Below are 15,514 nucleotides of genomic sequence, written 5' to 3'. Positions count from 1 at the left end.
GACGGGCGGGCCGGGGCGGCGGTGCGCGGACGTTTTTGCGATCCTGGTGGCGTATCCGAGGCGGACCATGCTGTGTCGGAGCACGTACAGAATGTAACAGGACCTGCTCACAGGGGAGGAGGAAGCGGCGGTCCACGGCGCGGCCCCGGCCGCGCCCGGGGCGCCGCGACCGAAATGGAGACGGATGTGACAACGGAGTTGTATCCGCGCGAGCGCCTGGGGCTGGTGCGGGAGGCCACCGCGAGGGCGGGCCTCGGCGCGGTCCTGCTGACGCCGGGCCCGGACCTGCGCTACGTCACCGGCTACGACGCGAAGCAGCTCGAACGGCTCACCTGCCTGGTGGTGCCGGCGGACGCCGACCCGTTCCTGGTCGTCCCGCGGCTGGAGCTGCCGGCCGCGCGGGAGTCGCGGGCGGGGTCCCTCGACGTGGAGCTGGTGCCCTGGGACGAGACGGACGACCCGTACGCGCTGGTCGCGCGGCGGCTGCCCGGCGGCCTGGACAGGGTCGGACTGGCCGACCGGATGTGGGCGGTCATGGCGCTGCGGTTCCGCGCGGCGCTGCCGGGCGCCGAGCAGGTCGCGGCGGGCGGGGTGCTGCGGGAGCTGCGGATGCGCAAGAGCGCCGCCGAGGTCGCGGCGCTGCGCGAGGCGGGCGCGGCGATCGACCGGGTGCACCGGCGGGTGCCCGGGTTCCTCAAGGCGGGGCGCACCGAGCGGGAGGTCGGCCGCGACATCGCCGACGCGATCACCGCCGAGGGCCACGCGACCGTCGACTTCGTCATCGTCGGGTCGGGGCCGAACGGCGCCAACCCGCACGCCGAGCTGTCGGACCGGGTCATCGCGCCCGGCGAGCCCGTCGTGGTCGACATCGGCGGGACGATGCCGAGCGGCTACTGCTCGGACTCCACCCGCAACTACTGCGTGGGGGAGCCGCCCGCCGAGTACCGCGCGTACTACGCGGTGCTGGAGGAGGCGCAGCGGGCGTCCTGCGAGGCGGTCCGTCCCGGGGTGACGCCCGAGGCGGTGGACGCCGCCGCCCGCGACGTCATCGCGGCGGCCGGGTACGGGGAGCACTTCTTCCACCGGACGGGCCACGGCATCGGGCTGGAGTCGCACGAGGAGCCCTACATCGTCGAGGGCAACCGGGAGCCGCTGGAGGCGGGCATGGCCTTCTCGGTCGAGCCGGGCATCTACCCCGGGGCGCACGGCGCCCGCATCGAGGACATCGTGGTGTGCACCGATGACGGCTACGAGCCGATGAACGTCACCGGGCGCGGCCTGGTGGTCGTCGGCTGACGCGGCGCCCGGGGACGGCCCGGGACCCGCGCCGCGAGGGCGAGGACGGAACTGCGTCCTCGCCCTCGCTCCGTCCCGGATCGAGCGGATAACGATCTCTGCACCAAATGTGTCAGTGGGCGCTGTTCATATTGCGGTGCGGGCGTTCGGCCCTGTACCTCCTTGTCTCGTTGTCACGCGGAGGTAGCGAACGCCTTCTCCGCGTTGCCGGCGCGCTCCGCCGTGCGGGGAGCGGAGCGGCGCCCGGAGACGGGCGGTGCCGGGAGACGAGCAGGGCCGGGAGAAGGGGAGACGCCGTGGCAGAGGTCGACCTGTCGAGCGTCGGGAAGGTCTATCCCGACGGCACGCGGGCCGTGACCGATCTGAGCCTCAGCATCGCCGACGGGGAGTTCCTCGTGCTGGTCGGGCCCTCGGGCTGCGGCAAGACCACCGCGCTGCGGATGGTCGCCGGCCTGGAGGAGATCTCCGAGGGCGAGGTCGCCATCGGCGGGCGGGTGGTCAACCGCGTCCCCTCCCGCGACCGCGACGTCGCGATGGTGTTCCAGAGCTACGCGCTCTACCCGCACCTGTCCGTCCGCGACAACATCGGGTTCGGGCTGTCGCTGCGCAAGCTGCCCAAGGCCGAGATCAGGGAGAAGGTCGACCGGGCCGCGCGGATCCTCGGCCTCACTGAGCACCTCGGCCGCAAGCCCCGCAACCTGTCGGGCGGGCAGCGGCAGCGGGTGGCGATGGGCCGCGCGATCGTCCGGGAGCCGCAGGCGTTCCTGATGGACGAGCCGCTGTCCAACCTCGACGCCAAGCTGCGCGTCCAGATGCGCGCCGAGATCGCCCGCATCCAGCGCGACCTCGGCGTCACCACGATCTACGTCACCCACGACCAGACCGAGGCGATGACGCTCGGCGACCGGGTCGCGGTGATGAAGAAGGGCGAGCTGCAGCAGGTGGCGCCGCCGCAGGAGCTCTACGACCGGCCCGCGAACCTGTTCGTCGCCGGGTTCATCGGCTCGCCCGCCATGAACCTGATCCAGGGCACGCTGTCGGGGGACGCGGAGAGCCCGCGCCTGGAGATCGGCGGCCGGCCGCTGGCGCTGCCGGGCGAGGTCCTCGCCCGGCGCCCCGCCCTCGCGGCCTACCTCGGGCGCGACGTGGTCGTCGGCATCCGCCCCGAGGACATGGAGGACTCCGAGCTCGTCGACGCCCCCGAGGGGACGCTGCCGGCCTGCACCGCCGACCTGGTGGAGGCCATGGGCTCGGACGTGCTGGTCCACTTCGCGATCGAGGCGGCCCAGGTCGTCACCGAGGACACCAGGGAACTGGCCCGCGACGCGGGGACCGACGTGCTGGGGCACCTGGAGAGCCCCCGCACCGACCTCGTCGCGCGGTTCAGCCCCCGCACCCGCGTGAAGGCCGGCGACCCGGTGGCGGTCCACGTCGACACCGGTCGCCTGCACTTCTTCGATATCGAGTCCGGCGCGTCGATCTGGGGATCGGGCGGCGCCGGTCCGTCCAGGGAGGATGAGGGATGAGGGTCAGCAGGCGTGTGATGTCCGCCGCCGTCGCGGCGGGGATGGTGATGTCGGCCGCGGCCGCGTGCGGCGGGGACGACAAGAAGGACGACGACGGGTCGGCGCCCGCCGGCGGGGGAGCGCTGAAGGGCACCAAGGTCGAGGTCGCCGCCAAGTGGACGGGCCCGGAGGAGGCCAACTTCCGCAAGGTGCTCAAGGCGTTCGAGAAGAAGACCGGCGCGACCGTCGCCTACGCGTCCACCGGCGAGAACACCGACGCCTACCTCGGCCCGCGGCTGGCGGCCAAGAACCCGCCGGACGTGGCGGTCCTGCCGCAGCCGGGCCTGATGCGGCAGTACGCGGCCAAGGGCTCGCTCAAGCCGCTCGCCGCGGACGTGGTCTCGGAGGTCGGGACCAACTTCTCGCCGTACTGGAAGGACCTCGGCTCCTACGAGGGCCGGGCGTACGGCGTGATGATCAAGGCGGCCTACAAGTCGATCCTGTGGTACCGGCCGCAGGTGTTCGCCGACGCGGGCGTGCAGCCCCCGGCGACGTTCGACGACCTGGTCAAGGCGGCCGGCACCCTCCAGGACGCGGGCACCACCCCGTTCACCCTGGCCGCAGGCCCGCAGGACTCCTGGACGCTCACCGACTGGTTCGAGAACGTCTACCTCTCGCAGGCGGGGCCGGACAACTACGACAAGCTCGCCAAGCACGAGATCAAGTGGACCGACCCGACCGTCGGGAAGGCGCTGGAGACCCTCGCCAAGGTCTGGGGCAGACCCGACCTCATCAACGGCGGCGTCTCGGCCGCGACCAAGACCAAGTTCGACGAGTCGGTCACGCAGACGTTCGGCCAGAACAAGGCCGCGATGGTCTACGGCGGCGACTTCGCCGCCGCCAACATCGCCACCACCAAGGCCAAGGTCGGCACCGACGCCAAGGTGTTCGCCTTCCCCAAGGCCGGCGGCACCGCCCCCGCGGTCCTCGGCGGCGACGTCGCCGTCGCGCTGAAGGACGGCAAGGGCGCGCAGGAGCTGATGAGGTTCCTGGCCTCGCCCGAGGCCGGGAAGGTCTGGGCCGGGCTCGGCGGCTACCTGACGCCCAACAAGGGCGTCGCCCCGGACGCCTACTCCGACCCGATCGCCAAGCAGCTCATCGCGCAGCTCCAGCAGGCCGGCGACAACGCCCGCTACGACATGTCCGACCTGGCGCCCGCCGCGTTCGGCGCGACGCCCGGCAAGGGCGAGTGGGAGGCGCTGCGCACCTTCGTGCAGAAGCCGTCCGACGTCAAGGGCACGCAGGCCCGCCTAGAGGCCGAGGCCGCCAAGGCGTACAAGTAGCCGCGACGTAGGGACCTTGGATGATGGCTCCGAATGAGGGGGTGCCGCCCGCCGCCACGGCCGGCGGCGCCGCCGCCGTCGCCGAACCGGCCGCCGCCCCGCCCCGCCGGCGCGGGCGGGGACGCGGGCGGCTCACCCCGCCGTCGTGGACGGCGGCGGCGTTCCTGCTGCCGGCGCTGCTGCTGCTCGGCTTCCTGGTGGTCTACCCGATCGTCTACTCGGTGATCCGCAGCTTCTTCGACGCCCAGGGCGACTCGTTCGCCGGCGTCGACAACTACACCGGGGTGTTCCAGGGCCACGACAACCTCGTCGCGGTCCGCAACACCGCGATCTGGGTCGTGGTCGCCCCCACCGTCGTCACCATCGTCGGGCTGCTGTTCGCCGTGCTCACCGAGCGGGTCCGGTGGTCCACGGCGTTCAAGATGGTGGTGTTCATGCCGATGGCGATCTCCTTCCTCGCCTCCGGCGTGATCTTCCGGCTGGTGTACCAGCAGGACCCGGACAAGGGCGTGGCCAACGCCGCGATGGTCGCCGTCCACGACATGTTCCGCAGCGGGACGACCTACCCGGGCGCCGGGCCGCGCAGCGGCGGGAACCAGCCGGTGCGCGACGAGGGCGGCGCGGTCGTGACGGCCGGCACGTTCTCCGCCGGGCAGAGCGCGCTCGTCCCGCTGCTGAAGGTCAAGCCCGAGTACCTGCCGGAGGACGCCGCGCCGGCCGCGCCCGCCCCGAAGGCGGCGCCCGGGCAGCTGACCGGGACGGTCTGGTTCGACTTCACCAAGGGCGGCGGGGGCGCGCCGAACGCGCCCAACGCCGGGGAGAGCGGCCTACCGGGCCTCAAGGTCGAGGCGGTGCGCGGCGGCAAGGTCGTCGCCAAGGCCACCACCAGGGCCGACGGCACGTTCACGCTGAAGAAGGTGCCGCCCGGACCGGTGGCCGTCCGGCTGCCCAAGGCCAACTTCACCGCCGCCTACGGGGGCGCCGAGTGGCTCGGCGGCACGCTGATCACGCCCGCGATCATCGGGTCCTACCTGTGGGTGTGGTCCGGCTTCGCGATGGTGCTGATCGCCGCCGGGCTCGCCGCCATCCCCCGGGACGCGCTGGAGGCGGCCCGCGTCGACGGCGCGACCGAGTGGCAGGTGTTCCGGCGGGTGACGATCCCGCTGCTGGCGCCGGTGCTGGTGGTCGTGCTGGTCACCCTGGTGATCAACGTGCTGAAGGTCTTCGACCTGGTGTTCGTCATCGGCGGCGGCGATCCGGACGCCGGCGTGCTGGCGCTGCGGATGTGGACCGAGACGTTCGGCGGCGGCGACGACCCGGGGGCCGGCAGCGCGATCGCGGTGCTGCTGTTCCTGCTGGTGCTGCCCGCCATGCTGTTCAACATCCGGCGACTGCGGCAGGAGCGCGAATGAGCACCGGCGGCAACGGAGGCGGCGGCGCCGGGGGCAAGGACGCCGAGGGCAGCGGCACCGGCAGCAAGGACGCCGAGGGCAGGGGCGCCGAGGGCAAGGACGGAAGGGACAAGGGCGGCGGGGCGGCGGGCGCGCCGCGGCGGGGCGTGGCCTCGCGGATCGTCGGACGGCTCGGCGGCGGCGCGGTGCAGGCGGTGCTGGCCGTCATCGCGCTGTTCTGGCTCGTCCCGACGTTCGGGCTGCTGGTGGAGTCGCTGCGCTCCAACGAGGACAACAACGCCGGCGGCTGGTGGCAGGTGTTCTCCGAGCCGTCGCAGCTGACCTTCGGCTCCTACTCCTCGATCCTGGACAAGCCCGACTTCGTCGACTCGTTCTGGAACACCGTGCTCATCACCGTCCCGGCGACGGTGCTGGTGGTGGCGATCGCCTCGCTGGCGGCGTACGCGTTCGCGTGGCTGGAGTTCCCCGGCCGCGACTGGCTCTTCCTGGCGGTGGTCGCGCTGCTGGTGGTGCCGGTGCAGGTGGCGCTGCTGCCGGTCGCCGAGCTCTACGGCAAGATCGACTTCGGCGGGTTCGCGATGTTCGGCTCGATCACCGGCGTGGTGCTGTTCCACGTCGCGTTCGGCCTGCCGTTCGCCATCTTCCTGCTCCGCAACTTCTTCGCGGCGATCCCCCGGGACCTGCTGGAGGCGGCGCGGATGGACGGCGGCTCCGAGTGGACGATCTTCCGCCGGGTGATCTTCCCGCTGGGCGGCCCGGCGATCGCGTCCCTCGGCATCTTCCAGTTCCTGTGGGTGTGGAACGACCTGCTGGTGTCGCTGGTGTTCGCCAACACCGGCTCCCAGCCCATGACCAAGTGGCTGCAGTCGCAGATGCGGCAGTTCACCGGCAACATCGACATCCTGGCGCCGGGCGCGTTCCTGTCGCTGATCGTCCCGCTGGCGGTGTTCTTCGCGTTCCAGCGCTACTTCGTGCAGGGCGTGCTGGCCGGCTCGGTGAAGTGAGCCGCACCGGGCGGCGACCGGCGGCGCGGCGTCCGGCGGCGATGCCCGCGGCCGTGGCGGCCGCGGGCATCGCGCGTCGGAGGCGGGGAGGCCGGGGTCAGCCGGCCGGCTTGCGCAGGGCCGGGCCGTCGGTGACGGTGGCGGCCGGGGAGCCGGCGACCGCCGCGTCCGGGTGCCCGATGGCCAGGCCGCTGGACTGGTCGAAGAAGTGCAGCCGCTTGGTGTCCACGGCCAGGTTCACCTCCTGCCCCGGGCGCACGTGCGAGCGGGAGTTGACGCGGGCCGTCCACAGCGCCTTGTTCTCGATCAGCGGGATCGCCATGTCGCTCTCGCCCTCGGCGGCGTCCTCGGCGAGGTCGGCGGTGTCCTTGTGCTCGACCGGCGGCGCGTCGATGGTGAAGATGACGTTGATCTCGCTGCCGAGCTCCTCGGTGACGGTGCTGCGGGCCGCCATCGGCGCCCAGTCGGGGTTGGCGTGCGCCGCGTCCTCGAAGTCGGACGGGCGGATGCCCAGGATGATCTGGCGGCCGAGGTAGCCCTGCAGCGCCGGCTTCTCGCTCAGCAGCGAGTCCGGCACCGGCAGGCTGTACCCGGCGAACGACACCCGCGCGCCGCCGTCGCCGCGCGCCAGCTCGGCGGTGACGAAGTTCATCGCCGGGGAGCCGATGAAGCCCGCCACGAACAGGTTCACCGGGTTGTCGAACAGCCGCTGCGGGGTGTCGACCTGCTGCAGCCGGCCCTCGCGCAGCACGCACACCCGCGAGCCCAGCGTCATCGCCTCGACCTGGTCGTGGGTGACGTACACGGTGGTGACGCCGAGCCGCTCGTGCAGCTGGCTGAGCGAGGCCCGCATGGACACCCGCAGCTTGGCGTCGAGGTTGGACAGCGGCTCGTCCATCAGGAACGCCTGCGGCTCCCGGACGATCGCCCGGCCCATCGCCACCCGCTGGCGCTGCCCGCCCGACAGCGCGGCGGGCTTGCGGCCGAGGAACTGCTCAAGGCCCAGCATCTTGGCGGCCTCCAGCACCTTCTGCCGGATCTCCGACTTCGGCGTGCCGCGCAGCTTCAGCCCGAACGCCAGGTTCTGCTCGACGGTCATGTGCGGGTAGAGCGCGTAGTTCTGGAACACCATCGCGATGTCGCGGTCCTTGGGCGCCAGGTCGTTCACGACCCGGTCGCCGATGGAGATCTTGCCGCCGCTGATCTCCTCCAGGCCCGCGATCATCCGCAGGGCGGTCGACTTGCCGCAGCCGGACGGGCCCACCAGGACCATGAACTCCCCGTCGCGGATCTCCAGGTCGAGGCCGTCCACCGCCTTGACCCCGCCCGCGTACACCTTGTCCACCCGGTCCAGCACGATCTTCGCCATCGGATCCCCTTTCGATGGAAACGTTTCCCATCCACCCCTGACCATCAGGGCATTCACCTCAGTGAGAGGAGTAAACAATATGGAATCGTTTCCATGGGAGGGGCGGGCATGAGAAGATGATCGAAATCGCGGCGGTGACGAGGACGAGGGACGGGCACGAGGTGGCGCAGGCGCGATCGACGACGATCAAGGACGTGGCGGCCGCGGCGGGCGTCGGCATCGCCACGGTGTCGCGGGTGTTCTCCGGGACCGGCTCGGTCAGCGCCGCGACCCGCGAGCGCGTGCTGGCCGCCGCCCGCGAGCTGGACTACCGGCCCAGCGCCCTCGGCCGCGGGCTGAAGCTGCGCCGCAGCGGCGGCATCGGCCTGATCGTCCCGGACGTGACCGACCCGTTCTGCGCCGAGGTCCTCGCGGGCGTGCTGGCCTGCGCCCGCACCCTCGGCGAGCACGTCATCGTGGACGCCGCCCACGGCGACCCCGCCCGCGAGGCCGAGATCCTCGACCGGCTGGTCGAGCAGCGCGTGGACGGCGTCATCGCCCTGCCCGCGGGCGAGGCCGCCGACTGGCGCGCCGCCGCCCGCGTGTGCTCCAGCGTCGTGTTCGCCGACCGCGTCCTGCCCGGCCTGCCGGAGATCCCCTCCATCCTCGCCGACGACGCCGGCGGCGTCCGGTCGCTGGTGGAGTACCTCGTCGGGCTCGGGCACCGGCGCGTGGGGTTCCTCGGCGCCGCCGCGCCCGGCGGCTCGCCCGGCGTGCGCGAGCGCGCGTTCCGCGGCACCCTCGCCCAGCTCGGCGTGCCGCTGGACGAGGACCTGGTCGTCGCGGCCCGCCCCGCGCGCGACGCCGCCTACGCGGCCGCGGCCGGGCTGCTGCAGCGCCGCGCCGACGTCACCGCCGTCCTGGCCGCCGGGCACCTGCTCGGCGAGGCCGCCGTGCTGGTGGCCCGCGAGCTGGACCTGCGGGTGCCCGCCGACGTGTCGATCGCGATGGTGGACGACGTGGCCTGGGCGGAGCTGTGCGACCCGCCGCTGACCGCGGTCGCCCGCCCCGCCCGCGACATCGGCTACCGCGCCTGCGAGCTGCTGCTGCGCGACCGCGCCCGGCGGGGCCGGGGCGGCCCGGTGCTCCTGCCGACCGAGCTGGTGGTGCGGGGCAGCTGCGCCGCGCTGCGCGTGTCCCGCTCGTCCGGCCGCAGCGCGGGCCGGCCGTCGCCCCGCCACGGCCTCTAGCCAAGAGCCCGGAGGCGTCCTTTTCACGGTGGCCGCGGCGGCGTTCTCGTGGAATTGCGGCGCCGGGGACGCCGGGCGCCATGCCGATGACGGCGGCCGGGGGACTCTCCGCGGACGGCGCGGCCGCCTTCATTTCCATCCACCCGCTTAGGCTCCGCCTCCGGACGGCCCTGCGGTTCACGGCTCCGGACGTTCCCCAGGTTCGGCGGCGGCCACTTGGGAACGGCGCCGAATGCCATTTCCTCCGGCCTCGCCAAAGGCATTCGCCGGGCCGGGATCAGTTGCTTTCCCGCCCTTTGAAAATGCCGGTCGCGGGGCGGCGGAGGGGATCAGGTGAAAGTGATCCCGCCGTTGACGGCGAGGGTCTGGCCGGTGATGAAACCGCCGCGGTCGGACGCCAGGAACGCCACCGCCTCGGCCACGTCGGCGGGCACGCCGAGGCGGCCGAGCGGCACCCGGGAGGCGTAGGCGTCCTGGACGGCCGGCGGGACGTCCTCGTGCCGGTCGGTGGGGACCCAGCCCGGGGCGATGTAGTTGACGGTGATCCCGTGCGGGGCCAGCTCGCGCGCCCAGGAGCGGGCCAGGCCCAGCTGCGCGGCCTTGGCGGCCACGTAGGCGCTGGACTCCGCGGGCCCCAGCGCGACCACGTCCGACCCGATGTGGACGATGCGGCCGTACCGGCGGCGCTTCATGCCGCCGACGGCCGCGCGGGTCAGCAGGAGGGGGCTCTTGACGAAGAAGTCGAGCTGGGCGAGCACGTCGGCCCACCCCAGCTCCTCGACGGGAACGTCGGGCTGGGGCCCCGTCGCGTTGAGCACCAGGACGTCGAGCGCGCCGAACGCCGCCACCACGCGCCGGTGCAGTTCGGCGACCTCCGCCTCGTCGGTGACATCGGCGCGGAACATTTCGGCGCGCCCGCCCGCGTCGACGATTCGCTCGCGCAGCGCGGCGGCCGTGTCGCTCGCGCGCAGAAAATTGATCGCGACGGCGAACCCGTCCCGGGCCAGCGTGGCCGAGATGGCGGCGCCCAGCCCCCGTGACGCGCCCGTCACCAGGGCGACCCTGCCGCTTTGCCCGTCCATCCTGCACGTCCTCTTCCGGGTTTCCGCTGGACAACTATGGTCAAACTGTGCCGTGTCCCAGATTTGTGGGACATGGCATAAATGTCCGAAAGGCCCCGTCCTGGGGAATCCATGGCCGATGGGGGTGTCATGCCGTCAAAACGGAAAAAGCCGCCCAGCCGTGCCCCGGCCATTCGAACGAAACATAAAACCTTTACCTTCGGATGATGCTCGAAGATGTGCGTCGAGAGCGAGTTACTGTTTTCTTCCCCCGCGTCGATACCGCCCGGGATGACAAATCGATTACGATCGACTCAATAAGCGAGATGAGATTGCGCCTCAGGTAGATCTCCTCCAGCGGCAACTTCAAACTGGGTTCATCCGTCGCGGACCCGATGCTGACGACGCTCCCGTGGAGCCGCGCCATCGCAGGTCCCGGGCGGGCGCCTGAGCGACACGCTTCGAACACATCTATCAGATCAAGGGAGGCGAGTGCCGCCATGACCTATGTGGTGCCCTACAGCGGTATCTCCAACAGGCTGGGCGACGAGGAGATCAAGGCGGTGACCGAGGCGCTGGGGCAGGACACCCTGGCGATGGGCCCGCGCGGGGCGGAGTTCGAGCGGCGCCTGGCCGAGCGGCTCGGCGCCCGCCACGCCCAGGCGACCAGCTCGTGCACGACGGCCCTGTTCCTCGCCGCGCAGGTCCTCGGCCTGGAGGCGGGCGACGAGGTGATCACCACCCCGCAGACGTTCTGGGTCACCACCTGGCCCCTGCAGGCGCGCGGCTGCGTGGTCAAGTTCGCCGACATCGACCCCGACAGCCTCAACATCGACCCCGCGACGATCGAACCGCTGATCACCGACCGGACGAAGTCCATCTGGGTCGTCCACTACGGCGGCCAGGCCGTCGACATGGGCCCCGTCATGGACATCGCCCGCCGGCACGGCCTGACCGTCGTCGAGGACTGCGCGCACGTGGCCGGCGGCACCTACGAGGGACAGGCGCTCGGCACCATCGGCGACATCGGCTGCTTCAGCTTCCACTCGCTGAAGAACATGACCACCGGCGAGGGCGGGGCGTTCGTCACCGGCGACGACCGCTACGCCGAGATGGCCCGCGCGCTCGGGACGATCCACAACTGGGGCCCGATGCACGAGCGCGACGTCCCCGCCATCGGCCCCCACCGGCAGCCCGCCTACTACCGCGACGCGCACGTGCTGCGGTCCTACACCCACGACTACACCGGCGGGCGCTACCTCGTCGGCAACAACTACCGGATGAGCGAGCTGAGCGCGGCCCTCGGCATCGTCCAGCTCGGCAAGCTCGACCGGCTCAACGACCGGCGCCGCGACATCGCCCACCGGCTCGACGACGCGCTGGCGGCCGTGCCCGGCATCGGCGTCCAGACCGAGAAGCCCTACGCCCGCCACGTCTACCACCTGTACACGCTGTTCTACGAGCCCGATGTCGTGGGCGCCGCCAAGGACGACTTCATCCGGCACCTTCAGGAAGAGGAGGGCATCGAGATCGTCATCCGCTACTTCCCCATCCACCTGCTCCCGGAGTTCCGGGCGCTCGGGCACCGCTACGGGCAGTGCCCGGTCGCCGAGAAGACCTACTTCGAGCACCAGATCCAGCTGCCCATCTACGACCATCTCACCGACGAGCAGGTCGAGCACATGATCGGGGCCGTCCAGCGCGGAGTGACCGCACTCCGCGGCCGCTGACCGCGCGCCCCGCCGGGCCGCCGCGCCCCGCTTCACCCCCCGCGTCCCGACCCCGGGACGCACGACAACTGGAGTCGCATTCCATGGGCATGAACTCGTTCGACACCACCCCCCTGACCGACGCCGACGTCGCCGTCACCGGAGGGGCGGGCTTCGTCGGCAGCCATCTGGTGACGATGCTGGCCGGCCTCGGCCGCAACGTCACCATCGTCGACCTCGCCTGCCCGGCGCAGGAGCTGGCCGACCTGCCCGGCGTCCGCTACCGGCACGCCGACCTGCGCGACTACGGCGAGACGCTGTTGGCCCTTCAGGGCGCGCACACCGTCTTCCACATCGCCGGGAACGCCAGCGGCACCAAGTCGGTCGAGTTCCCGAGGTTCGACTTCCAGATCAACGGGCTGGGCACCTGCAACGTCGGCAACGCCTGCGCCGAGCTCGGCGTCCGGCGGCTGGTCTCGCTGTCCTCGGCCATCGTCTACGGGACACCGCAGTACTTCCCCATCGACGAGGAGCACCCGACGCGGCCGTTCCTGCCCTACGGCGCCTCCAAGTTCTCCGGCGAGCTCACCCTGCGCAGCATGCACGACGCGATCGGCCTCCCGGCGGTGATCGGGCGCCCGTTCGTCATCTACGGGCCGCGGGAGGACCCGCGCTCCGCCGGCGGCGAGGTGTCGCAGTTCCTGCGCTGGCAGCTCAACCAACTTCCGATCCCCGTCGTCGGGGACATCGACCGCAAGACCCGCGACTTCGTCCACGTCACCGACGTGTGCGCGGCGCTGATGGTACTCGCGGAGGCGGGCGAGCCCGGGGAGGTCTACAACATCGGCAGCGGACGGGAGGTGTCCATGCGCGCCCTCGCCGACGCCGTGGCCGAGGCCACCGGCCGCCCCGCCCGCCTGGAGGTCGACGAGTCCCAGCTGGAGGACAGCTTCCGGCTGGTGGCCGACATCTCCAAGCTCCAGGCGATCGGGTACCGGCCCGGCGTCGACCTCGCCGGCGGGCTCCGGTCCCTGGCCGCCGAGCTCGGCCCGTTCCCGGAGCTCCCGACCGCGACGGTCGCGTTCCGGCGCGAGCGCGTCCTGGAGTCGTGAGCGCCCTGGGGCCCGGCGTCCCACGCCGGACCCCGGCCGCCGGAGCGCGCGTTTAGGAACGCTCCATCGGGCCGCGGCGCCGCCACCCGCCATCTGGATCCCCACCGGGCCGCCGCGGCGCGGCCCCCCGGGCCCGGGCCCCGCGGCGCGGGCCCCAGGACACCGATCCCACACGACCGGGCCCCGCGGCGCGGTCCCATGACCCGGCCCGACGGGCCCCGCGCGGCCACGGCCGCGCCCCCAGGGCACCCGCCACGGGCACCCGCCGCAGGAGGGCGCTCACCCCGCCGCGCGGGCCCGCGGGCCGGCCGGGCGCCGCAGATCACGCAACAGCACATCGGACGAGGGCCGTCCCCGCGAGTACGGCGGACGCGCCCCGGCGGCGCGCGCTCCCCGCGCGCGCCCCCTCACGAACCCGGCGGCCGCGCCCGCGCCAGAGCCCGCACGCGCCCGGGGTTCGCCTCCCTGCCACCTGCCGAGGAGCAGCATGCCCAGAAACGACCCCGACGGCGACCCGGGCGTCCTCGGCGACGGGACCCGCGGGGGCCCCGCCGTCGGAACCCGCCCCGGCCCGCGCCTGCCCCGCGGGCGGGGCACGCGGATCGCCGTCAGCACCGTCTTCTTCGTCAACGGCGCCGCGTTCGCCACCTGGGCGGCGCGCGTGCCCGCCATCCGGGACGCGCTGGCGCTGTCGCCCGGCGACCTGTCCCTGGCGCTCACCGGCCTCGCCGCCGGCGCCTTCCTGGGGCTGCCGCTGGCGGGCGGGCTGGTGGCCCGCTGGGGCAGCCGCCGGGTGCTGGCCTGCGCCGCCCCCTACCTGGCGGCCCTCCCGCTGATCGCGTTCGCGCCCCGGCTGGTGTACCTGATCGCGGTGCTGGCCGCGTTCGCGATAGGCAACAGCGCCTTGGACGTCGCCATGAACACCCAGGGCGCCCTGGTCGAGAGGGCCTGCGCCCGCCCGCTCATGGGCGGCTTCCACGCGATGTTCAGCCTCGGCGGGGTCGCCGGGGCGGCCGCCGGCGGCCTCGCGGCGACCGCCGGGATGGGCGTCGGGGCGCACTTCCTGCTGGCGGCCGCCGTGCTGGCGGCCGTCTGCGGCGGCGCGGCGGTGTTCCTGCTCCCCGACGGGCCCGCCGGCGGCGGCTCCGACCCCCTGCTCGCGCTGCCGTCCCGGGGGCTCTGGGCGCCCGGGTTCGTGGTGTTCTGCGCCCTGATGGGGGAGGGGCTGATGAACGACTGGGGGTCGATCTACCTGCGCGACATCGCCGGCTCGTCCGCCGGCACCGCCGCCGCCGGGTTCGGGGTCTTCTCGGTGGGCATGGTGGGGGGCCGGCTGGCGGCCGACCGGATCCGCGGCCGGACCACCTCAAGCCGGTTCCTGCTGACCTGCGGGCTCATCGCCGCGAGCGGCTCCGCCGTCGCCATCGCGTTCCCGGCCACCTGGACGGGCCTCGCCGCCTACTGCCTCATCGGCCTCGGCCTCGCCGCCGTCGTCCCGGTGGCCTTCAGCCACGCCGCCTCGCTCACCTCCCGGCGCCCCGGCCCCTCGATCGCCGCGGTCTCCACGATCGGCTACATCGGGTTCATGGCCGGGCCCCCGCTCGTCGGCGGCATCGCCGAATCGACCGGGCTGCGCACCGCGATGCTCGTCTTCCTGCTCTTGATGGTCACGATGGCGTGCCTGGCGCCCGCGCTGAGCCGCGAGCCCTGACCCCGGGCGGCCCGCCCGGACGGCCCGTGTCCGGATGCTGGGACGATCCGGCGCGGGGACGCCGATCTGTGATCTGACCGGGCCCTGCGGCGTCCCCCGGCACGCTAGATTTCCCGGGTGGAGGAGATCGATCGTCAGATCATGGCGCTGCTGGCCGACGACGGGCGGATGAGCTTCACCGACCTGGCCAAGGAGACGGGCCTGTCGGTGTCGGCCGTGCACCAGCGCGTGCGGCGGCTGCAGAAGCGCGGCGTCATCAAGGGCTTCGCCGCCCAGCTCGACAACGAGCAGATCGGGCTGCCGCTGACCGCGTTCATCTCGATCAAACCGATCGACCCCGCCGCGCCCGACGACGCGCCCGACCGGCTGGCCCACCTCACCGCGATCGAGGCGTGCCACTCGGTCGCGGGGGAGGAGAGCTACATCCTCAAGGTGCGCGTGGCCTCCCCGAACGAGCTGGAGGACCTGCTCCAGCGGATCCGGGCCGCCGCCAACGTCGCCACCCGCACCACGGTCGTCCTCAGCACCCCCTGGGAGTCCCGCCGCCCTCCGCTGTATTAAAGCAATCCCGGCCCAAGGTGCTCGCCTGGCGGCTCGCACCTTGACCGTGCTTGGGCGATCGCGGAATCGCTTCGCGATCTTCCCGGGGATGCTCGCCTTCGGCTTCGCATCCCCGGTCAGGTAGCGCGATCGCGTGAGGGTTGGGCCAGATTGAAACAGACTCCAGGCGTCGGGGGGTTCAGGCGTCCGGGGGGTTTAGACG

The 15,514-nt window shown here is 72.9% G+C and carries 12 protein-coding genes; 10 read left to right on the top strand and 2 right to left on the bottom strand.

Annotated elements, in window-relative coordinates; genetic code table 11:
• The first annotated feature begins 186 nt into the window (after nucleotides 1-186).
• The 5 genes from E1298_RS31445 to E1298_RS31425 all read left to right on the top strand — a co-directional run bounded on the left by E1298_RS31445 (nucleotide 187) and on the right by E1298_RS31425 (nucleotide 6,560).
• Nucleotides 187-1,296 (top strand): M24 family metallopeptidase, encoded by a 1,110-nt coding sequence (locus E1298_RS31445; protein WP_243725921.1) that lies wholly within the window; start codon nucleotides 187-189, stop codon nucleotides 1,294-1,296.
• Nucleotides 1,297-1,592: 296 nt separating this feature from the next.
• A complete protein-coding gene (locus E1298_RS31440; protein ID WP_131899719.1) occupies nucleotides 1,593-2,822 on the top strand; it encodes an ABC transporter ATP-binding protein in 1,230 nt (409 codons plus the stop codon).
• Nucleotides 2,819-4,144, top strand: a complete 1,326-nt coding sequence (locus E1298_RS31435; RefSeq protein ID WP_131899717.1) for an ABC transporter substrate-binding protein — start codon at nucleotides 2,819-2,821, stop codon at nucleotides 4,142-4,144. Before E1298_RS31440 ends, E1298_RS31435 begins: the two co-directional genes overlap by 4 nt.
• Before the next feature lie 20 nt (nucleotides 4,145-4,164).
• Nucleotides 4,165-5,556 carry a carbohydrate ABC transporter permease gene (locus E1298_RS31430; protein WP_131899715.1) on the top strand — a complete coding sequence of 464 codons (1,392 nt, stop codon included), beginning with the start codon at nucleotides 4,165-4,167 and terminating at the stop codon, nucleotides 5,554-5,556.
• The gene (locus E1298_RS31425) at nucleotides 5,553-6,560 is read left to right on the top strand and encodes a carbohydrate ABC transporter permease (protein ID WP_131899713.1); all 1,008 of its coding nucleotides are present in this window, start codon (nucleotides 5,553-5,555) and stop codon (nucleotides 6,558-6,560) included. The genes E1298_RS31430 and E1298_RS31425 overlap by 4 nt, the downstream gene beginning before the upstream one ends.
• A gap of 97 nt (nucleotides 6,561-6,657) precedes the next feature.
• Here the strand turns inward: E1298_RS31425 and E1298_RS31420 are convergent, their stop codons facing one another.
• Entirely contained in the window at nucleotides 6,658-7,929 is a 1,272-nt protein-coding gene (locus tag E1298_RS31420) for an ABC transporter ATP-binding protein (RefSeq protein WP_131899711.1), read from the bottom strand.
• 116 nt (nucleotides 7,930-8,045) lie between these two features.
• On the opposite strand from E1298_RS31420, the gene E1298_RS31415 reads away from it, so the two are divergent.
• Nucleotides 8,046-9,158, top strand: coding sequence for a LacI family DNA-binding transcriptional regulator (locus E1298_RS31415; protein WP_131899709.1), 1,113 nt, complete (start codon nucleotides 8,046-8,048; stop codon nucleotides 9,156-9,158).
• Nucleotides 9,159-9,487: 329 nt separating this feature from the next.
• Here the strand turns inward: E1298_RS31415 and E1298_RS31410 are convergent, their stop codons facing one another.
• Entirely contained in the window at nucleotides 9,488-10,240 is a 753-nt protein-coding gene (locus E1298_RS31410; RefSeq protein WP_131899707.1) for an SDR family NAD(P)-dependent oxidoreductase, read from the bottom strand.
• A gap of 479 nt (nucleotides 10,241-10,719) precedes the next feature.
• On the opposite strand from E1298_RS31410, the gene E1298_RS31405 reads away from it, so the two are divergent.
• From E1298_RS31405 to E1298_RS31390, 4 genes are all read left to right on the top strand, one after another.
• On the top strand, nucleotides 10,720-11,949 hold the full coding sequence (locus E1298_RS31405; protein ID WP_165975767.1) for a DegT/DnrJ/EryC1/StrS family aminotransferase: 1,230 nt from the start codon (nucleotides 10,720-10,722) through the stop codon (nucleotides 11,947-11,949).
• 83 nt (nucleotides 11,950-12,032) lie between these two features.
• Nucleotides 12,033-13,040 carry an NAD-dependent epimerase/dehydratase family protein gene (locus E1298_RS31400; protein WP_131899703.1) on the top strand — a complete coding sequence of 336 codons (1,008 nt, stop codon included), beginning with the start codon at nucleotides 12,033-12,035 and terminating at the stop codon, nucleotides 13,038-13,040.
• Nucleotides 13,041-13,527: 487 nt separating this feature from the next.
• Nucleotides 13,528-14,751, top strand: a complete 1,224-nt coding sequence (locus tag E1298_RS31395; protein ID WP_131899701.1) for an MFS transporter — start codon at nucleotides 13,528-13,530, stop codon at nucleotides 14,749-14,751.
• A gap of 117 nt (nucleotides 14,752-14,868) precedes the next feature.
• Complete coding sequence (locus E1298_RS31390) at nucleotides 14,869-15,312, top strand: Lrp/AsnC family transcriptional regulator (RefSeq protein ID WP_131899699.1); 444 nt, start codon at nucleotides 14,869-14,871, stop codon at nucleotides 15,310-15,312.
• Nucleotides 15,313-15,514 lie beyond the last annotated feature (202 nt).

This window comes from Actinomadura rubrisoli (assembly GCF_004349215.1).
Lineage (GTDB): Bacteria > Actinomycetota > Actinomycetes > Streptosporangiales > Streptosporangiaceae > Spirillospora > Spirillospora rubrisoli.
Note: the sequence above shows the minus strand (reverse complement) of the source record. Positions and strands in the feature narration are given on the sequence as shown.